The sequence below is a fragment of the Mesorhizobium sp. M1328 genome (assembly GCF_040318075.1).
Lineage (GTDB): Bacteria > Pseudomonadota > Alphaproteobacteria > Rhizobiales > Rhizobiaceae > Mesorhizobium.
Genome location: NZ_JAMYLO010000023.1, coordinates 1 through 19,545, shown reverse-complemented (window position 1 = coordinate 19,545; position 19,545 = coordinate 1). Strand labels below are relative to the sequence as shown.

15 protein-coding genes and 2 pseudogenes are annotated in these 19,545 nt (G+C 60.1%); 11 read left to right on the top strand and 6 right to left on the bottom strand.

Annotated features, from left to right (window positions below; translation table 11 throughout):
• The first annotated feature begins 20 nt into the window (after positions 1-20).
• The 7 genes from tssM (at position 21) to NKH23_RS28725 (ending at position 10,851) form a co-directional block, all read left to right on the top strand.
• Positions 21-3,584, top strand: coding sequence for a type VI secretion system membrane subunit TssM (gene tssM, locus NKH23_RS28755; RefSeq protein ID WP_353035971.1), 3,564 nt, complete (start codon positions 21-23; stop codon positions 3,582-3,584).
• A gap of 178 nt (positions 3,585-3,762) precedes the next feature.
• Positions 3,763-4,149, top strand: coding sequence for a hypothetical protein (locus NKH23_RS28750; protein ID WP_292655734.1), 387 nt, complete (start codon positions 3,763-3,765; stop codon positions 4,147-4,149).
• Positions 4,146-4,409 (top strand): RES family NAD+ phosphorylase, encoded by a 264-nt coding sequence (locus NKH23_RS28745; RefSeq protein WP_352719920.1) that lies wholly within the window; start codon positions 4,146-4,148, stop codon positions 4,407-4,409. Before NKH23_RS28750 ends, NKH23_RS28745 begins: the two co-directional genes overlap by 4 nt.
• Positions 4,410-4,637: 228 nt before the next feature.
• Positions 4,638-5,411: a PP2C family protein-serine/threonine phosphatase gene (locus tag NKH23_RS28740; RefSeq protein ID WP_292655729.1), complete on the top strand. Its 774-nt coding sequence runs from the start codon at positions 4,638-4,640 to the stop codon at positions 5,409-5,411.
• A gap of 5 nt (positions 5,412-5,416) precedes the next feature.
• A complete protein-coding gene (locus tag NKH23_RS28735; protein WP_353035968.1) occupies positions 5,417-8,002 on the top strand; it encodes a serine/threonine-protein kinase in 2,586 nt (861 codons plus the stop codon).
• A gap of 108 nt (positions 8,003-8,110) precedes the next feature.
• Entirely contained in the window at positions 8,111-8,521 is a 411-nt protein-coding gene (locus tag NKH23_RS28730) for a DUF1036 domain-containing protein (RefSeq protein ID WP_292653962.1), read from the top strand.
• Positions 8,518-10,851 (top strand): M23 family metallopeptidase, encoded by a 2,334-nt coding sequence (locus NKH23_RS28725; protein ID WP_353035966.1) that lies wholly within the window; start codon positions 8,518-8,520, stop codon positions 10,849-10,851. Before NKH23_RS28730 ends, NKH23_RS28725 begins: the two co-directional genes overlap by 4 nt.
• 226 nt (positions 10,852-11,077) lie before the next feature.
• On the opposite strand, the gene NKH23_RS28720 is transcribed toward NKH23_RS28725, so the two are convergent.
• Positions 11,078-12,046 carry an OmpA family protein gene (locus NKH23_RS28720; protein WP_352719929.1) on the bottom strand — a complete coding sequence of 323 codons (969 nt, stop codon included), beginning with the start codon at positions 12,044-12,046 and terminating at the stop codon, positions 11,078-11,080.
• Here NKH23_RS28720 and NKH23_RS28715 point away from each other — a divergent pair.
• Positions 11,948-12,394: a DUF6931 family protein gene (locus tag NKH23_RS28715; RefSeq protein WP_502912388.1), complete on the top strand. Its 447-nt coding sequence runs from the start codon at positions 11,948-11,950 to the stop codon at positions 12,392-12,394. The genes NKH23_RS28720 and NKH23_RS28715 overlap by 99 nt on opposite strands.
• An 823-nt stretch (positions 12,395-13,217) precedes the next feature.
• Here NKH23_RS28715 and NKH23_RS28710 read toward each other — a convergent pair.
• Both NKH23_RS28710 and NKH23_RS28705 read right to left on the bottom strand, forming a co-directional pair.
• A complete protein-coding gene (locus NKH23_RS28710; RefSeq protein WP_352719935.1) occupies positions 13,218-13,394 on the bottom strand; it encodes a hypothetical protein in 177 nt (58 codons plus the stop codon).
• Between the two features lie 458 nt (positions 13,395-13,852).
• Positions 13,853-14,302: a hypothetical protein gene (locus NKH23_RS28705; protein WP_353035963.1), complete on the bottom strand. Its 450-nt coding sequence runs from the start codon at positions 14,300-14,302 to the stop codon at positions 13,853-13,855.
• Positions 14,303-14,718: 416 nt separating this feature from the next.
• Between NKH23_RS28705 and NKH23_RS28700 the strand changes: the two genes are divergently transcribed.
• The gene (locus tag NKH23_RS28700) at positions 14,719-14,916 is read left to right on the top strand and encodes a hypothetical protein (RefSeq protein ID WP_353035961.1); all 198 of its coding nucleotides are present in this window, start codon (positions 14,719-14,721) and stop codon (positions 14,914-14,916) included.
• Between the two features lie 37 nt (positions 14,917-14,953).
• On the opposite strand, the gene NKH23_RS28695 is transcribed toward NKH23_RS28700, so the two are convergent.
• Positions 14,954-16,210 carry a caspase family protein gene (locus NKH23_RS28695; protein ID WP_352722194.1) on the bottom strand — a complete coding sequence of 419 codons (1,257 nt, stop codon included), beginning with the start codon at positions 16,208-16,210 and terminating at the stop codon, positions 14,954-14,956.
• A gap of 11 nt (positions 16,211-16,221) precedes the next feature.
• Positions 16,222-17,388: an OmpA family protein gene (locus tag NKH23_RS28690; protein ID WP_353035958.1), complete on the bottom strand. Its 1,167-nt coding sequence runs from the start codon at positions 17,386-17,388 to the stop codon at positions 16,222-16,224.
• Between the two features lie 735 nt (positions 17,389-18,123).
• On the opposite strand from NKH23_RS28690, the gene NKH23_RS28685 reads away from it, so the two are divergent.
• Positions 18,124-18,408 (top strand): DUF982 domain-containing protein, encoded by a 285-nt coding sequence (locus NKH23_RS28685; RefSeq protein WP_352722191.1) that lies wholly within the window; start codon positions 18,124-18,126, stop codon positions 18,406-18,408.
• Positions 18,409-18,848: 440 nt separating this feature from the next.
• Here NKH23_RS28685 and NKH23_RS28680 read toward each other — a convergent pair.
• Positions 18,849-19,113 (bottom strand): annotated as a pseudogene (locus tag NKH23_RS28680) (DUF1236 domain-containing protein).
• A 272-nt stretch (positions 19,114-19,385) separates the two neighbouring features.
• Here NKH23_RS28680 and NKH23_RS28675 point away from each other — a divergent pair.
• A pseudogene (locus tag NKH23_RS28675) lies at positions 19,386-19,541 on the top strand (DUF2269 family protein); the annotation flags it as partial.
• Positions 19,542-19,545 lie beyond the last annotated feature (4 nt).

Below are 19,545 nucleotides of genomic sequence, written 5' to 3'. Positions count from 1 at the left end.
ACCGCCGGTCGGAAACGCCCATGATGCGTTGGCTGCCGCGGATATTCAGCACGGCCGCGTTGGCCGGTTTCGCGGTGGCGATCTGGTTTGCTGGACCATTGATCCGCTTCGCCGATATCCGGCCGCTGGGATCTGTCTGGTTGCGCGCGACAATCATCGGCACGATCGTGGCGACCGCGGCCCTCGTTTACGCAGTGCGCGTCTGGCAGGTGAGAAAGGCGCAAAAAGCGCTCGAGATCGTCATTGCCCGCAACGACGGGGGCAATGACGATTCACCGGTGCTCGAGGCGCGCATGAGTGAGGCCATCGCAGCACTCAAGCGGTCGAGCGGCAAGCGCAATTTCCTTTACGACATTCCCTGGTACATCGTCATTGGCCCGCCCGGCGCCGGCAAGACGACGGCACTGGTCAATTCGGGTCTGAATTTTCCGCTTGCCGGTTCAGGAGACGCCCAGCCGGTGGCCGGTGTTGGCGGTACCCGCTCTTGCGACTGGTGGTTCACTGAAGGGGCTGTGCTGATCGACACGGCAGGACGTTACACCACGCAGGATTCCAATGCTGGAAGCGACAGCAAGAGCTGGCTTGCGTTTTTATCATTACTCAAGAAATACCGTATCAGACAGCCGATCAACGGGGTCATCCTGGCCATCAGCCTTGCCGATCTCATCAGCCTCGATGACCAGCAGCTCGACGCCCATGTCGTTGAAATACGCAGTCGCCTGAGGGAGATCCGCGAGACGCTGAAAATCCAGTTTCCGGTGTACCTGCTTTTCACCAAGGCCGATCTTGTTTCCGGCTTCATGGAGTATTTCGGCAGTTTCGAGGAGCCGCGCAGGCGCAAGGTCTGGGGCGCGACATTCCAGACCACGGACCGCAACAAGAACATGGCCGGTGAGGCTCCGGCCGAATTCGATGCACTGGCGAACCGATTGGCGGACGAGATGGCTGACCGCCTGCAGGAAGAGCCTGATCCGGTCTCGCGCATATCGATCTTTGGCTTTCCGGCCCAGTTTTTCGCGCTCAAGGGCCGAATTGCCGGTTTCGTGGCCAGCCTGTTCGATCCGGTCCGCAGCCAGGTGAATGTCAGCCTGCGTGGGTTCTACTTCTCGTCGGGGACCCAAGAGGGAACGCCGATCGATCAGGTGTTGGGCGCAATCGGCCGCAGTTTCGGCAACAATTCCCGCCCCCATCTGTCCGGGACCGGCAAGAGCTTCTTTTTGCACGACCTCCTGACTGATGTCATTTTCGCTGAATCCGGATGGGTTTCCTATGACCGAGCGACCGAGAGGCGGGCAGCGGCCCTCAGATATGGCGGCTTTGGCATCATAGCGTTGACCACAGCCATAGTCCTTGGCACGCTCGGGATGAGCTTCATGGCCAACCGCTCGCTGATCGCCTCCACGACGCAGGCGATGGGCCAATATCGCGGGACAGCGGACGCCCTGCTCAAAAGCACGACGGTCACCGATGTCGACCTTGAAAACGTCATCGGGCCGCTCGACCAATTGCGCAACATGCCGGCCGGTTTCGAAACCAGTGACTTACCGACACCGATCGCGGAAACGGTCGGCCTTAGCCAGCGGGAAAGGCTTCTTTCGGCATCGACAACGGCCTACCGGCAAGCACTGGAACGAATGTTGCGGTCGCGTCTGCTTATTCAGGCTGAGCGGACAGTCCAGGCGACGATGGCTGATCCCGCCGCGCTTTACGAACCGCTCAAGATCTATCTGATGCTCGGTGGTAAGGCACCCAAGGTCGATGACCCATTGATCATCTCCTGGATGAAGCAGGATTGGGAACAGAACCGGTATCCGGGCGAGAGCAACCGCGAAGGACGCGCGCAGCTCGAAAAGCACTTACGCGCCATGCTTGCGTTGGACGATGCCTATGATCCGGTTTTCGAACTCAACCAGCCGCTTGTGGAAGCCGCCCAGCGTTCGCTCGGGCGCATGAGCCTTGCCGATCGTGCGTCCGCATCGATCAAGTCGGCGGTGTACGCGGCTGCGCTGGACGATTTTTCTGTTTCGCAAAAAGGCGGGCCGGAAGCGCAACTTGTGTTCGAGCGCGTCGATGGCGGCGATTTGTCGAAGCTCCGTGTTCCCGGTCTCTACACCCATGCCGGATTCAACAACTTTTATCTCGGACAGCTTTCGCGCATTGCGCAGACACTCGACGACGACCAGTGGGTTCTGGGAGGTGGCGGCGAGCAAGGCGGCATCGATCAGGAGTTGCTCAAACTCGGCCCCGAACTTCTCGACCGCTACGGCAAGGAGTTCGCAGCCGCATGGAACAGCGTTCTCAATGGTTTGAAATTCAAGGCCATGCTGAACGACAAGCCGCACTATGTCGCGCTTTCCGCCGTTGCCTCACCAAGCTCGCCGATCGAACAGCTTTTTACCGCGATTGCCGAGGAAACAGCCCTGGCGCGCGACTCTGTCTCTGGCGAAGAGTCGGGCACTGGGATGCAAGCCGGCACCGTCATGCGCCAGTCCCAGGACGCCGCAGATATGGCCAAGGGCCTGGCTCGCATCGGCATTCAAGTTAGCTCCGCAAAATCGCAAAGCCGTGCCGGTACCGGGTCCGCGAAATTTCAAAGCCAGAGCCCCGGGGCAAACATCGAAGCGCAGTTCAGGTCCTTCCAGGCTCTGGTAAGCGGTCCTTTTGGACACCGACCGATCGATGCGCTGACCCAGAATTTTCGCGATATCCACCAGAGCCTGCAACTGGCAACCGAGGTCCCTTCGCAGACGGAACGTGTAAACGCCAACCTGCAGCTGCAGATAGCCACCCTTCGCGCCAATGCCTCGCGTCTGCCCAAGCAACTCGGCAGAATGGTCAACGCAACTGCAGACGAATTTGAGGGCAACGCGGCTGAAATTTCGTTGACGAATTTGAACGAGATGCTCGAACAGGCCGTCACGCAGCCCTGCGAGGAGGCGGTCAACGGCCGCTACCCCTTCGCCGGCGATGGTACCCAGGATATTGCGATGGCGGACTTCGCCAAGTTGTTCTCTCCGGGCGGCCTGATGGATCGGTTCTTCGCACAGAACCTTGCTTCCTTGATCGACATGAGCGGCCAGGACTGGAGCTGGAAACAGGATGCGCGCTTTGGGCGCGACCTGTCGAAGTCGACGCTGAAAAACTTTCAGGTGGCTGCGGAAATCCGCAACGCCTTTTTCCCCTCGGGCGGATCAATGCCCTCGGTCAACCTGACCTTTACCCCGTTCTCGCTGAATGGCGATGCAGATGCTGCGGTGCTCGACGTCGATGGCCAGATCGTCCAGAGCAACCAGGCGGGTAACACGCCAAGCACGGTGTCCTGGCCGAGCGGCGCGGCCTCGGCGTCCGCCAGTCTGAGACTGATACCGGAAATGCCGGGCCGCGAATCCGTTATCAGCTTCGACGGGCCGTGGTCGCTGAAGCGGTTGCTGGACAAGGCGACGATCACCAGCAAAGACGGCTCTGTTGAGGCGCGCTTCGTAATCGGCGGACGCGACGTCAGCTATACGATCCAGACCGGTTCCGGACCCAGCCCGTTCTTCCTTCCCGCACTTTCTGCATTCAGCTGTCCGAAGGCGTTTTGAGATGATTTGAGCCTCACCTGGTGTAACTAGGGCGCCAAAAGTTGCTGCGATCACGGATTGTCCTTCCATCGGTGAAGTCGCATCAGAGTGAACTCTGGGATAAAGCGCATTTGCCCGTGCGCTGGATATGCATTATTATGTGCATATATTGGGCACTAATGAATTTTTGAGGTTTCCCATGCCGCCGGTTCAGCATGCATACAACGCAATGGTCTCGGGCTTCGTTGACAGCCTTCAGGAGCCTCGGACCCCCTATATCTCGCCCCAACGCCTGTCGAAGGCCCTTGGTGTGAAGATTGCCAATCTGGCGCAGCTAACAGGCGTCCATCGAAATACGTTGCGCAACCCTTCCTCCGAGCGCCTGCAGGGCAGGATGCGCGAAATGGTGAAGGTGATCTCGGCGGCGACGGAACTCACCGGCGAAGTTGACAGGGCCATTTATTGGTATCGCAACGAGCCGATCGCCGACTATGGGCATCGCACGGCGGCCGAACTTGTCGCCAACGGCCAAGTCGAGGCGGTTCTCGCGTTTGTTCGCGATCTTGAGAATGGCGCGCGCGGGTGAAAATCTCTCGCGTCGGTCCCGACGAAATCTTTCATCGCTATCTAACACCCAAATGGGCCTTCCTCCCGACCAGCGGTGCGGGCGCAGCTTCCGACGGTGGCCGCTTCAATCGGCCGGGGGTCGAAGCGCTGTATCTGTCGCGAGCACCCCAGACAGCGCTCGAGGAATATAAGCAAGGCGCCAGTATCACGCCGCCGGCGACGCTCGCTACCTACGATCCCAATAACCGCCTCCCGCACAATCAGTCGTCGTGGTCGTAATCCGCCAGTGCCTGCTGCAAAGACTACAATCCGCTATTGGGTTCAATGATGACAGCCACGTTCCGCCCGGCGTCGTCAATAGCCCTCGCCATCAAGCCTCTTCCGAAAAGCGTCACGCGCTCAAAGCTAAATTTCGGTACTTTAATATTGCAGCATATGGCAAAGTGGCGCTAGCGAGCGCCTGAGAGTGCGCTGCAGAGGACGCTTCGAGAAGCGCTTGGTGGCAAGTTGAGCGATGTCGCCCTTTCCTTTGAAAGCTTCGGCGTGAGCCACAATGGCTGTGTCCGTGAGCACAATGAAGACAACTATCTGGTCGAGCCACGGACTGGCCTGTGGGTGGTGGCCGACGGAATGGGTGGGCATGAAGCCGGAGAGGTCGCTTCAGCCAGCATTGTCGATCATCTGGCCACGATCGGCATTGCCAGTTCCGCCCCGGATCTTCGTGCGCGCTTCGAGGACAGGCTGAGCCGCGCCAACGCCGAGATCCGCAAGATCTCCGAATCCCGCGGCATAACCATCGGCTCCACCGTTGCCGCCCTGTTGGCGATGGATGGGCGATTTGCCTGCCTGTGGGCGGGCGACAGCCGGGTTTATCTGATCCGCAACGCCTCGATCTCGCAGATATCGAAGGACCACACCGAAGTTCAGGAACTTCTCGACCGCGGTATGATCAGCGCAGCCGAGGCGCTCACCTGGCCGCGCCGCAATGTCATCACGCATGCGGTAGGCGTCAGCGACGAAATCGTCATCGATTTCCAGCAAGGGGAAATCATGCCGGGAGACATCTTTGTGTTGTGCACCGATGGGCTGACTGCGCATTTGACCGATGCCGAAATCGGCGCCGCGGTCGTGACTGCAACACCTCAGGCGGCCTGTGAGGCTCTGCTGAAAACGGTGCTGGAGCGAGGCGGGACAGACAATGTCACGATTGTATTGGTAAAATTCGCAAGCAGAAGCAATGGGCACCCCCCCTACCCTGATCTGTCCAGAGCGGAGGGTTGAGGCTGATGAGCGCCGACGACAAGACGCGAATATCGCCGCAGCTGGCCAACACAGCCGTCGGCACGCAGCTCAGCGGCATCTACGAACTTGACGAGAGGATCGCATTCGGCGGCATGGGTGAGGTCTACCGCGGCCACAACATCCAGACTGGCGACCATGTCGCGATCAAGATCGTCCTGCCCGAATTTGCCCGCGACCCGACGATCTTGTCCTTGTTCCGCAAGGAAGCGTCGATCCTCAATCACCTCTCGCATGATGCGGTCGTGAGATATCACGTCTTCACGATCGATCCAGGGATCGGTCGTCCCTATCTTGCGATGGAATTCGTCGACGGCGAGTCGCTATACGACATTATGCGACGTGGCCCAATGCCGACTGAGGAGGTGCGCAAGCTCTGCCATCGCCTCACGTCGGGTCTGAGCGCCGTGCATCAGGCGGGAGCAATTCACCGCGACCTCTCTCCTGACAACATCATCTTGCCGGGCGGGCGGGTTGACCGCGCCAAGATCATCGATTTCGGTATCGCGCGATCAGCGACCGTCGGCGGTGAGACCCTGATCGGCGGAAAATTCGCGGGAAAGTACAACTACGTTTCCCCCGAACAGCTGGGGCTATACAGCGGCGATGTCAGCGAGCAGTCCGACATCTACAGCCTGGGGCTGGTGCTGGTTGCCGCCCTGCGCGGCGAGCCGATCGACATGAGCGGGTCCCAATTCGAGATCATCGAAAAGCGCCGGACCGTGCCCGACCTGTCCGACATCGACGACGATTTTCGTGACATTGTTGAAGCCATGCTGCAGCCGGATCCGCGAGACCGCCCGGCGAGCATGGCGGAAATCGCCAGGATGACGCGTGACGAGGACGAAGGGACAACGCCGCCGACGTTCATCCCAAACCGCGACAGGCCGGGTTTGCCACGGGCGGGGCAAACCCTTGCGCCCGATCCGAAGGCCTCGTCCCCGCCATCCAATGTCTTGGGCCATGACGCGCCTTTGGCGGGCTCGGGCGGGCAGCGCTTTGTCCCGCATGTCCGGCCAGCGCTGCTGTCCGAACCGCGGGCCTCACCGGTCGCCGCGCCGCCACGTGCGGTCGTGGGCGCTGTTCCCGGAAAATCCACAAAGGGCCGAGCCATCGCAATCTCTGCCTTCGCGACATTGGCTCTCGCCTCAGCTGCCGGCCTCTATTTCAGCGGCTTTACAACGCCCCCACCGCCGAGCGCCGGCAAGACCTCGCTTTCCGCGCCAGAGCCACCACAACCTACACCACAAGCAACAATGCCTGTCCCCGAAGCATCAATTCCTGAGGCAGAGGCGTCAAAGCCGCTGGCGACGGACAATGTTGCGGACTCCCCTGAGCCGCCACAGGAAGTTCCAGCCCCAAAGCCCCAAACGGAGGCCACATTAGCGCCAGCTGAAAATCAGGCGGACGCCGCCGCGGCTCGAACGCCGCCGCCGGCAGCGTCGCCTAAGATGCTCCCGCAAATGCAGGAAACGCAGCCGTCGGCAAGTGGGGCGCAACCGCCCGCGGAAAACGAAACGCCGTCAATTCAGCCCGATACGCCCTCGCCGCCTGCCAAGCTTGCTCCAGCCCTCCCGCCGGTCGAAAAGGCTGCGCCGCCGCCCGTAGCCCAACCAGACACCGCGGCGGGCCAAAAGCCTGCACAGCAGGCAAGCCAGCAGGCGGAGGCGAAACCGGCCGCGCCAGCTCCCGAACCGGCTGCAGGCCAGTCGGATGCGACGAGGGCAAAGGAGCAGCAGGCCGACCTGCCGCCGCCCAAACACCAGGCAAGCCGACCGGGGAAGGCGATACCAGCAGCGCCCATTCCCGAGGCGGCTGCACGCCAGGCGGATGAGACGAGCGCAGCAGGGCGGCAGGCCGACCTGCCCCCGGCCAGTCAACCAGAGCAGGCCACGGTCGCCCTGAACGTGCCCAAGCCGGAAGTTGCCCCGGTGATCGACGACATAGCGCAGCGTGTCTCGTGGGTTCGCGACTTCAGCGGTGGCGACTGTTTCTACGCCGCCGTGACGTCGATAACCGATAAGACCGCTGCCATCGAAGGATTTGGAACCGCGGTCCAGCCATTCGAGCAGATGCTGGCTGATTTCCAGGCAAAGTTCCACGTTGAGCCGGACATTAACGTGCGCCTCATTGAGCCGAGCCAGTGCGAAGTCACCAATTTCCTGCGCTTTCTGGGGCAGACTGCTGGCGAAAAGCCGCAGCTTGTTCTCGATCGAACATCGGTGCCAAATGGTACGCCGATCAGCGGTACGCTGGTGACGCGTGGCGGGCTCATTTCCAGCGTGCTGCTGATCGACCACAAAGGCATGATGTTCAACCTCGATGACCGCATGGTCGTTCAATCGGACAAGGCCACCTTCAGCATTCCGATCGGTCTCGGCGCCGCCGACAGGGCTGCAGGCAAGGCCGTGCCGCAGATCATCATGGTGATCACCGGCCCCCAGGATATCCAGGCGGCTGCGTTCTCCACACCAATGCCGGCCTCGCAGCTGTTGCCCAAAATTGTCGAGGAAATCGAGGCCAACGGATCCAAGTTCTCGGCCAGCGCCAAGTATTTCCGGCTCGGCGGATAGCATGGGCGTCCGATGGAACTCCGTAGCTCGCGTTTGCCCCGCTCGTCTTCCGACCTGCCCTTAAAGCAGCGTGGTCGGCTTCGAACCTTGCTTGCCTCGAGGGGCCGCATGAGGCTTGCCGTCGTTTCGGCCGCCGCGTTGCTGGCCGTGCTCTCATGCAACGAAGCGCGCGCCGAATTCACGGTCTGCAATCAGACGCTCGACGTCGTCAACCTCGCCGTCGGCCAGGAGGTCGACAATGCCGACCAGACCGATGGCTGGTGGACCATCGGCGCAAATCAGTGCGTGAACGTCATCCGCGAGGAACTGACGAACCGCTACATCTACCTCTACGCCACTGACGTTTTCGGCCACGCGATCCTGACCGGATCGACCGAAATGTGCATTGAGCGGCGACGTTTCTCGATACGCGGCATCGACGAATGCTGGCAGCGCGGCCATATTGCCGCGCGATTTGTTGAAGTCGATACGCTTGAACAGGTGCGTTGGACGTTTTTCCTGACCGGAAGCAGTCCGTGACGCACGCTATCGACACCAGCTTCAAGGAGAAGAAGCAAGCACGCGCTGCCCTTCGCCGGGGCAGGTTTTGGCGCAGACTTCTTGCCGGCCTCGCCACGGTTTTCCTGTGTTCGATTGCCGCCGGCTTCTACCTCACCGCGGACTATTGGTCGTTTGGCGACGAAGACGAGGAGCTGCATGCGGTCGAAGGAGCCGACGATGTGCCGGCCGATGCCTCTGTCTATGTGCCTGCCATTATCGGCCTGGCGGGGGACCCGATGTGGATCACGCTCGCACCCGATTCCGGCGCCGCAACGAAAGGCCGCGTTGTTCCGCGTCCGGCCGAACTCGACCAGGCCGGGGTTTCGCCACAGATCGAGATTTTGTCCGACGTTATGCTTAGCGCCAGCGAGAAATTCATGACGACCATACCGTCGACGCAGGAGGATTTTGCATTCTTCCAGGCGCAACGAAAGACCGCCCCCGCAGCCCCCAGCGATCTGCAGAATAATCTTCAGCCATCTCCTGCCGCGGACGAACCCCCGCCTGCTGCCGATCAACAGGCCGAGGCCGATGACCCCGAGGCCGGCTGGGCTGAAACAATCGATGCAGGCGATGCAGCTCTTCCCGCGTTCCAGAAGACCCAGATCGAAAACAACACCAGCGTCGCGACTGTCACGAACGAATATCAGCGGTTCGAGGCGACGGAAGACACGTTCGTGAAGATCCTCAACGATCGCAGTTTGGATAGCGTTGCGCTCGATGCACATTTCTCGGCCGACGACGCCAAGCAGGCGGGCGTGGCGCTGAAGGCGCTCTTCGGCCGGAACGGCCTGGAGCCGGGCTATGTCGTGGCCATGCGTGGATACCGGCCGAACCGCGAGACGACAACGATGTCCCTCATGCAGGTGTCGATCTACGCCAAGAACGTCTTTGTCGGTACGCTGACGCGTAACGCCGCCGGCGTGTTCGTATCGGGGGTCGACCCTTGGGTACGCGAAGATCTGTTCAACTACTCGGGCGCGCCGGCGGAAGGCGGCCACAAAAGGCAGTATCGTCTGCTCGACGCGATCTACTCGACAGCGGCACGCAACAGCGTTCCGACCGGCGTGATCGGCGAAGCCATCATGTATCTGTCGAGAGGTCAGGATCTGGACGCCTTCGCAAGCGAGGACCAGCGTCTTGTGCTGATCTATTCGCAGACGCCGCGCGGCAAGGACGAAGGCGCCGGGCGGGTGCTGTATGTTGGCGTTCAGGGCACGACAAAAAGTCTCGACTGTTTCGTCTTCCAGCAGGGCGATGGCCAGTTTGCATGTGTGACAGGCGACGATCAGGTCCGCTCGCTGACGGTCACCAACGGCATGGTCACACCGGTCAACGGGGTCTTGACCTCGACCTTCGGGCCCCGCAAGCACCCAATTCTGGGCACCGTTCGCATCCACAAGGGCGTCGACTGGGCGGCGCCGGTCGGCACGCCGATCGCAGCCGCCTTCGATGGCGAAATCAGCTTCCAGGGCGATGGGGGCGGCTATGGCAATCTGGTCAAGATTTCGCACGGAAGCGGGCGCGAGACGCGCTATGCGCATATGCAGAAATTCGCAATCGTGGGTGGCGTCGGCACCAAGGTGAAGGCAGGCGACATCATCGGCTATATCGGCACCACCGGACTGTCGACCGGACCGCACCTGCATTTCGAACTCTACCAGAATGGCGCGGCGATCGACCCGCTGGGTACGGTTACCGCGGTCGCTTCGGATTTTTCCGCCGTGGAAACGCTCACCGACCGGATCGTCCATGTCGAAAGTGGCGGCAGTGCCCGTGCCAAGAACCCAAATTCTTCAGCGACCGGGGCCGGCCAGTTCATCACCAAGACTTGGATCCGGATGATGAATACATACCGCCCCGAACTTGCACGCACACTCTCGACCGCCGACCTGCTTGCCCTGCGTTACGATGCCACGATCTCGCGCGAGATGGTTCGCAATCTGGCGCGAGAGGGCGAAGCCTATCTTCGGGCGCGCGGCCACCAGATCACAGCCGGCCGGCTCTATCTGTGCCATTTCCTCGGCATGGAGGGGGCGCATCAGGTGCTGTCGGCGTCGGGTTCGGCGCAACTGAGCGCCGTGCTCGGGTCACCCGTCATTCAGGCCAATCCCTTTCTCACCGGCAAGACCGCCAGCTATGTCGTGGACTGGGCCGAAAGGAAGATGGGTCGAAAGCTCAGCCCAGCCACGACCGCGGCGAGCCAGCAGACGACGACCACCACTGAGGTCCGGCAGACATCTCCCGAGTTCGCAAAGTATAAACAGGTGATCACGGCGATGCTGAGCTCCGTTCAGAATGCGCTTTGAGCCAGGGCATGGCGCGGGCAAGTCGCAGCCGATTCGGAGACGCAGACCGATTGGTTCCCCGGGTCGGCGATTTCCCAACCGAGGCGGTGCTTTTCGGCGCCGGTGTGCTGGTGGGCGGCGTGCTGAAGGACTGACAGCAGGCATTCAAACGACTGCCCTGCCCGCGGCAAAGCAGTTGCGGCTCGAAACTGCCGCACAGTTTCTGGCGGCATGCGCCAGCTTCTCGCTACTCGGTCTTTATGCGCATTTCCACCCGGCGATTGACAGCATCGTACGGGTTGGGGCTGCGCGGATGCGCTTCGCCCAGGCCGATCGGGTTGATGCGGGCAGCCTCAATGCCGCTTGATGTCAGGAAGGACGTCACAGATTGCGCCCGTCGCTGTGAGAGCCGCTCATTGTAGTTTGCCGGACCGGAAGCGTCGGTGTAGCCCTCGACGACGAAGTGGAAAGTGCTCAGCCGGTTGTCTTTCAGGGCCTTGGCAAACTCCGCGAGCTCGGCGCGCGCGGTTGCGTCGAGTTCGGCCGAATCGAGCCCGAAATTGATCAGCATGTCGAGACTGGATTTGTCGGCGGGTCCGTCTTTCGCCTTGGTCTTGCTCTTGCACTGCTCCTCGGTGCCGACACAAATTCCACGCGACTTGCCAAGATCGGCTGCGCCGGCAAAAAACTTGACGATGTCTTCTGATTTCTGGACGGGGTCGGCGCAAACATGGGTCGAGAAAACCACGACCGCCAACACCAAGGGTGAACTGGCCCACCGCATAGCGGTTACTCCTGTTGAGCATCCGATATTACCAACCGTGAACATACCAAATTCCGAAGCAATTGTCTGCGGGAAATACCGAGCCGCGGCTGTGTCGCCGGTCATCACCCCGCCGCGAGTTGAGACTTGACCCGCGCCGCGCTGCAGGCTTGAGTGCCGATAGGCTCTCGATGAAAGCGTGGCGTCATGGCCAACGGGCTCCGATTCAAAACGGCACGGGATCTTTTCATGGCTTGTCCCACCGCTGCCCGGGACATGCGAACCCTTCCAACCGAACAGCGTTCGATCGAGTTTTGCCGCGATCTCCTCGCCGGGCGCGTTCCCGAAGAGGCAATCACCTTTTGTGCCTACCTGCTGCCGGATCGGGCTGCGGTCTGGTGGGCTCATGAATGTCTGGGGCATTTGAGCGAGCTGCTCGATGAAGCCGATCAAGAATTGCTCGCACTCGTTAGCAACTGGGTCAGCGAACCGGGCAGCGCCCACCATCGCGCCGCACTGGGCCAGGCAGCGGCATTGCCGCCGACAACCCCGGGCGCCTGGATAGCCTTGGCTGCCGGATGGCGTGACAATGGCCTGGGTACTGGTGGATTCGTCGGCCGCACAGCAGTGCCACCGGCCTTACAGCCGTTTCCTGCCGCCCATGCCGTCAATGCCGGAGTTCTGGCAGGGCTGGCGCGTGTTGCACTCGCAGACCGTTTTGCCGTTCTATCTGCCTTTGTCGAAATGGGCCTACAGATGGCCGAGATCGAGGCGCTGCGGCAATCAGCGGACGCATACTAGTCTCGCATGTTCCCTGTCAGGGCTGACGGCGAGAGGGAACAACTGTTTGGCGCGAGTGTCCAAAGGAGGCGGATTGGCTGGAACTGCACAGGGCCGAGGGTGGAGCTCAGAGATGACGGTTCATCAGATTGTCATCCGCTCTTCGTCTCGGTGCTTTCCTCGGTCTAGAGGGCGGGCGTCGGGTGGATTGTGCGGGCGAGCAGTCTCAGCCCTGGAAGATGAGGTCTAGCAATGCTGCTGCCCCTACTCGCCGCGATCTTGGTGTTGTCTGGGCAGCGTTGCCATGACGGGCACATTTGAAATCAATTCGATGTACGAAAGCGTACCGAAGGCTCGTCAGCCAGTTCCTGCTCCCGCTGGTCAAGCGCGGCTAGCAACGCGGCAAAGTGCTCCGGCATTTCTTGATCGACTTCCAACCCTAGCCGCTTGCGCAACACCTGACGATTGCCTTCTGAACTGATCAATCGTCGGAAGGCTGTCCGAGCTCTTCGTGGTGGCGGCATCAGCTAGACCCACGCTTTGTGCGAAAGTACACATATCGAGGCGAAACTCGCTCATTCCCAAAGCGTTCCAACGCAGCGAAACAATTCTTGGTAGAAATTCTGAGCGGAGTTGGTCACGTCAGCCTCTGTCCTGATCGAATGAGTGCAGAGCCTCCTCCTTCTTGGCATCAGCCATGAATGACGCAAAAGCGCACCACGAGGTCCCACTGACGGCCCACGCCCACTTCATGAGTTGTTGCTGCTGCCTGTGCGTTGCAGACGTGGTACGTTAGACCGGTTACTTCCGCCCTGACGAGGACCGGAGGAAACCCTTCATGCGGTCACTCTTTGTCGGCTCGATCAATTTCATCAAGCAAAGACTTGTGCTCATCCGGAAGCCCCTGTTCTACCGGAAGATTTAGCGCCTTGCGAAGGTAGTCGCGGATGGCTTCTGACGTTATCCACCGTCGTATGAGGTCGGCGATAACCTTCTGTTTCTTTTCGTCGAACTCAACCATGGCCGGCCCTACATGCGAATAGGTCCGAACCTCCCGGTGATCCGATTTGTTCCTTAGCTATTCTTTGGCGTCGAGCAGGACGGCCCTTCCATCATGTGTCGCGCCAGATCGATCAGAATTTCACACAGTTCGAGGTCCGTCTCGTCTGCATGTGGGCACAAGGCCCGGAGGGCCGCTACGCCCGTTCTAAGGGACACCACGTTGCCGTCCGACGCGGTCTTAACGGCTGCGGCAATAGCTTCAGGCGTAATGCCTCCCGGCGCAGTATCCATGATAGCCGACCCCTCGGTGCCCTAGGGTCATCTTGCCGGGAACTTAGGAGAGATCAACAAACGATCTCGTGTGGAATGGGAGGTCGGAAATGTCTGGCAGAAATTTTCTGAGAGGGTGATCGGATAACTGGCTCGCGCGGTGACCAGCTTGTACCCCTCCACATTACGCCTGTGGGCACAGCCTTGCTATGTACCCTTGGCGGCGTCCTCGATCAGTTCGGCTATTAAGGTGCGGACCCGTAGGTCGGACCTATCCCCTATGTTTCCCACATCTTTGGTCACCATCCCCGGCGAAGATACGGACACCGCCCCGCTCACCTTAACGTTGCCCGTAAAGGTTCTTCTAGGCGCCTTCTCCAATTCTCGCTTCCTGTAGATCTGGAAACGAATCGACGGGGTTAAAGCTTTGACCTGCCGGCGTGGCGCGGTGTCTATGTCGACAGCCACCTCGCCTGCCACGTCAGCCTTGGCCGCCTCCAGCGATGCAATCACGACGTCGTTTAGCCAAGCCTTTGCTTGCTCGCTGAAGTCCGCCATGGGGGCATCTCGTTTTCCCACCTCCACGTCGCCGACGGGCTCCTCCTGCTGACGGCGAGCTTCCTTCCCGCGCTCAAGGGCTTCTTTAAACTTTGCCATTCCCTGTTGCTCCGATTTGTCATCAGGCGACCCCCGTCAGATCGGCCATGGCGCCCTCCCATTCACTAGAACGCGCGTTGTCGGGGTACGTTGCGTTGGCGGAGCCTGTGGGTTCGCCGCTATTCTCATCTGGCTCGCTCGGAAGTCTTACAACGGAATGGCAATTTTTGCCGGCGGGGCGCCGTAACCGGCATCGTTAAGGGCGTTTACGTTAAGATTGCGATGGTGGTCATTCGTGACCTCAAGCCGATCCGTCGATTTGCAACCCCGCCGCTGCCCCGCAGGCTCCTCAGCTTCGAACCACCGCCGGTAGCTCTCCCGCGCATAGCTCGAGCACCAGCCCTCGGCGGGCCAACAATGGCGACACGATTAGACCGTTCCAGTTCCGCGAGCGGGTATGGCGCAGGCACTTTCGGTTGCAGACCGTCGAGCGTAGCGCGCCGTTCAACATCCGCCACATACAAGCCTCCTTAGAAGACTTCGTGCGGAAAGGAATGTTGTTCATCTCGATCATGATGGTGCGCGCCGACACGCTGTTGTGGAGCGTCATCCGTGGCTTTCGATCGGGCCATTTCCTGATTTCCGCAGTCGACGAGTGTCTAGACGGGGATTAGCGCCTGACCAAGAATTTTCGAACCGAAGGTCCAGATCTTACTTGCAGCCGCCTTGCGCCCACTTGGCCAGCGCCACCTTGAAGCGCGTCCCAAGCGGGTGTTGCAGGCGCAGCACGGAGATATCGTTGGCGGCGAAATTCTTCGCCTGTTCGCACAGCCGAACCTTATCCCACTCATGGCAGCCATTGCAGTGCTTGCCCTGCCATACCGCTTTGTCGAGCCCTTCCACGGGAGTGAAGAGCGGCTTGCCCGTGATCAGCTCGGCGATACTCTTGCCGTCGATCTTTGGATCTCCAAAATCGACCGGTCGGTCGAAAAAGATCGGATCGTCCGAAGCCAGTTTCGGGATTTTCTGCCGCAGGACATTTAGCGCAAGTTGTGCCTCATCGTCGCCTGACGAATTTGCGGTGGCGTTCCGCCCATCCGAGCCGTCTTCGGCTTGTTGCGGAGCCGTCGCTTCGCCGACAATCAGCGGCGCGTTGAGATCGACCCTGTGCAAAACGACCTCGGTGGTCAGCGAGACATTGATCCACGGGCGCTGCTTGCCGGCGGTTGCTTTGAAGACATCGGCGGTGACCATGTTCATCGCATCGGTGATGGAGACGTTCGAAGCCCCAATATGGGCAAGCAACGCGGACGTGAACGGCGAATGTTCGCTCGATCCGTCATAGGCGACCTGATTGGGACTGGTGGAAAAGGCGACCAGCGTACCCGCGCCGCCATTCTCGATCGGGATTTCGGCAAGCCCACTTCTCGCTCCCTTGACGCCGGCGGTCTTTGCCAGCATTTCGGCCAGGGGATTGTCGCGACAGGCATCGAGGAAAATCAGTCTTATGCTGGTCTCGCGCGACATTTGCCGCAAAACGAACTCGACAGGCACCGCCTCGAAATCAAGCGAGGTCTCGTCTTCCAATGCGGCATCGACCGGAAGCAGGTAGTTGCTGCCTGAAACCTGCAAACCGTGGCCGGCGTAAAAGAAAAGGGCAATGTCGGCGCCGCGCACCTGCTTTGCGAACTGCGCAATCGTCGTCTGAGTCTGTAATTTGGTCAGATCAAAACCAGAGACGACTTCAAAGTCCAACTTCTCGAGGCGGTCGGCAACAGCCTGCGCGTCGCGGACCGGGTTGGTCAGCGCCGGCGCATGCTGGTACTGGGAGTTGCCAAGGACCAGAGCAACACGGCGTTCCGCATTGGCCGCCGTCAATGTCAATAGCAGCGAGAGTGTCACCAGCCCGATCGCGCGCAGGGCACTGCCAAAACAGGCAATCAGATCGAAGCCCCACCGCCTGAACAAGAGGTCCTTCCTCAGTTGACGAGCTTGGTGGCGGAAAACTCGATCCGCCGGTTGAGCGCCTTGTTCTTCGGCGTATCGTTAGCCGCAACAGGCCGCTCCTCGCCATACCCGGTCGCCGTGATCTGCGTTCGTGCAATACCCGCGGCAACGATGGCATCGGCAACGGCCTCGGCCCTGCGCTCCGACAGCAGCTTGTTGGCGGCAGGCGAACCATCGGAATCGGTATGGCCGGAAACCTCTACCTTCAGGCCGGGGCACTTGCCGACCACGCCAACCACCTCCGCCAGCAGCGGACGGCTTTGGTTGTCGAGCCGCGCGCTCGCCGACCGAAAGTAGATGGCCCCGGTGCGGGAGAGCACCGCGAACCGGTTGAGGCACTCCTCGTCGCTGAAGTTCGCTTTCGCGGCATCAGTGGCGACGGGTCCGACCTCGGCAGTACTTGCCGCGACTGTCTGCACGGCCGCGGGCTTGCTGCCGCCGGCGTTGAACACGAAATCGAACGATACCGAGGCGGTCGGAACAATGTTGGTCACATTGGCGGCCTGCTGCAGTTTGTCGACATTCGGCAGCAGTCCGAAGTCCTCGACATGCACGGCAACAGGCGTCTCCGAAGCGACGGAGACCATGCTGTCGCTGATCATGGTCACGACGACATTGGCCTCGAGATCCTTGTCGACCCCGTGCAGGTTGAGGCGGAATGGCAGCACTGCCTTCACCCTTCGCTTGGTCGCCAGGTCGGCAAATGCGGCAGGGTCCACTTTTGCGGTCAGTTCGGCGGACGGATACTTGAATGTCTCAAAGAAAAGGAACCGCATGCGGACATTGCGAAGGTCGACACCCGTGTCGACGGAGTTGAGGTCAAAGGTGATCTTGGCCTCACCCGTCGAAGAAAGAGTGCCGGCTATGTTCCTGATTTTGTTGGTTTCGACGATCGTGTTCTTCTTGACCGACTGGTAGGTGAGCACGGAGGCGGTCGGGTCGAGTGTCCAGTTCGTCTGTGCTTTGGCGCTTTCCAGCCCAGGTAACAACAGCACCGATAGCGCGACGATTAAGCCAAGGGTGTTTAGGGCGAAGCAACTTCTCGAGCCCGTTTTCCACCAGTCTCCGAACATGGAACCCCCCACAGGACAACAGCCTTCCGTGTCGCAATCACGACCATGCCGTGCCAAAGAGAGCATAGAACAATTGTCGAGGCTTGGCGAGCACCGGCGAATCGACCGCAACGGTGCAAATCCGCTCTGGTCCCGGGCTGCGGAAGTTCGGCAAATGGTGATGGACGAACACTGGCTACGCAGCAGTCTTGTTGGCGGATATTGGAGCTGATTGAAGAACTCGCTACAGCACCTGCCGCCGTCTTTGAAGGCCGGTCACGTTGGACCAGCCCAAGTGAGGGAAACGCCCGCTTACTCCATCCTGCTTCTGCCGCGGACGCTTACTCCGCCAGCCCGTCGACCCTATTCTGTCGGTCTTCATCCCCATTCCGCGCTGAAGATGGCTTCCCCTCGGCAGGTCATCAAAGCATTGTCTCAATAGCTGAACTGTCCGGCGAATTGGCAGCTCCACATTTGTAACCAAATGGCCTGCTCCGCGTTCCTTCAACGGCGTTCGGCTGTGCCCTCGCGATCCAGCCTCGGACAGCCCGGCAGTCGTGATTCGGAGTTACCGGCCTGCCCACGGCGATCATCGTGCCCATGGTTCGCAAACCGCCCCGTGGAGCTTGTCGGCGAAGTTGTTCGCCTCAGAATTCCGGCGACCCGCCAACGGGCGTTATTTGAGTTTAGGATTGCCCCGAGAAGAGCCTGTTCAGTCTCAATTGCATCGTGTAGCGGGGATTAAAATCGCGAAGATGCGCGTTCATGCAACCTCCGCCCTCTCTTCGCGTTTAGCCGCGTTCAATCCTGGCGAGGGAGAAAATGCCGGCGTTCATTCCGATTACAATTTACCTGAATTGCAAGCCGATGGTGGTTGCATCAATATCCGATGCTGCGAAAGCTCTTGAACAACCATGGCCATACGCGGCCAAGCCGCGGCGGCTCGAAGCCGTCCGAATGATCAAGGAATGCTTGGCCGGTCATTGCAACCAACAAGCTGCGATCGATGCCTTCAAGGCGGCCGCAATCGAACAGGGACTTTTTACGCAAAGGCCTCCGAGCGTAGCCCTCACGAAATTAGACGCGGTTGTTAGAGACGTGGTGTGAGCTCATACCGCTCTCGCCATCTGGACCGCAGGGCGGACTTCGCCGGCATCGCTATGCACCAGTTGAGAAACGCCAACTCGATATGAGGAGCAAAGTTCCGTGGCCGGAACCAACCTCGTGCAGGTTACTTAGTTACCTGGTTCCGCTGTACTTCGTGCCAGAGGCGGTGATCACCGGCAGTTGCCGGGATCGGCTGGAACTCAGCGGGGGAAACACCCCTTCAGGACGGCCTCGACTTCGCAAGGCCGCGTCGGAGCGCGCGCTGGATGGCGTCAGAATAACGAAGCTGTCGACCTCATCGCTGCTGGCATGCCGGAAATTCGTTGTCGGAATGCATGAAACCCCGATCCCACGTTCTCATTCTGTTTACGACCGCGTCGATCCCGGACCCACGCCAGACCGCCGCACCTTTCGGCACGGCGGGCTTCGATAGAAAAAGATCAATCGTAGACCTTAACAATCCTGCGGGTCCTTGGATCAACCGGGACGGTTCGTCCATCGACGACTACATAGCGGTACTGAACGTCCGGCAATTCGTAAATCTCGACTGTGTCTGGCAGAGCGGTGCCAAGTTGAACTCAACACCGGGAAGGCTCAGGGATGTTATCGGCTTCTTCTTTACATACTCCCGGATCACCGTGTCTTGCTCAGGCTGAATGATGACTCCTGGGCGGCGGCAGTTCCAATACCTACGAAAAGAAAAATTCCTGTCGCAGCAGATAAAAGTTTCCCATATAGTCCTCCAAACGAGGCACCCTTCCGCTGCAGTGCTTGATGCTCCCGCGGCGCTACTTACCTGAACGGGCGGAAGGAATTGTTCTTCCGCTGGCGGTGAGCAAGCCCTCGGCCACGCTCACGTTTTGCGGCCACCCACGATGGCTTGGTTCCTTCGTGAAGAGGAGCTTTTAGGTCAGGACAATCGGGATGTGGCCATTCTTCACAGGGAAAGGGCTGGTCGCCAGCGGTGCCATAAGAAGCGCAAGCTGGCATCTCAAGCCGCCGCTGCAGGCGCGCCGTTGCTGCCGCGCTATCACCGGCTCTTCTGGCTGTGGTTCGCCTTCGGCTTCCCCGCCTTCGCTGCGGTACTCGGGATTTTCTGGCTCATGATCGTTCGGCCAGCAATCGACTGGTAGGTCG

Excerpts from the sequence above, each read along its gene's own strand:
- tssM (WP_353035971.1), top strand. The coding sequence starts at position 21 with ATGATGCGTTGGCTGCCGCGGATATTCAGCACGGCCGCGTTGGCCGGT.
- NKH23_RS28750 (WP_292655734.1), top strand. The coding sequence starts at position 3,763 with ATGCCGCCGGTTCAGCATGCATACAACGCAATGGTCTCGGGCTTCGTT.
- NKH23_RS28735 (WP_353035968.1), top strand. The coding sequence starts at position 5,417 with ATGAGCGCCGACGACAAGACGCGAATATCGCCGCAGCTGGCCAACACA.
- NKH23_RS28730 (WP_292653962.1), top strand. The coding sequence starts at position 8,111 with ATGAGGCTTGCCGTCGTTTCGGCCGCCGCGTTGCTGGCCGTGCTCTCA.
- NKH23_RS28710 (WP_352719935.1), bottom strand. The coding sequence starts at position 13,394 with ATGGTTGAGTTCGACGAAAAGAAACAGAAGGTTATCGCCGACCTCATA.
- NKH23_RS28705 (WP_353035963.1), bottom strand. The coding sequence starts at position 14,302 with ATGGCAAAGTTTAAAGAAGCCCTTGAGCGCGGGAAGGAAGCTCGCCGT.
- NKH23_RS28690 (WP_353035958.1), bottom strand. The coding sequence starts at position 17,388 with ATGCTCTCTTTGGCACGGCATGGTCGTGATTGCGACACGGAAGGCTGT.
- NKH23_RS28685 (WP_352722191.1), top strand. The coding sequence starts at position 18,124 with ATGCCGGCGTTCATTCCGATTACAATTTACCTGAATTGCAAGCCGATG.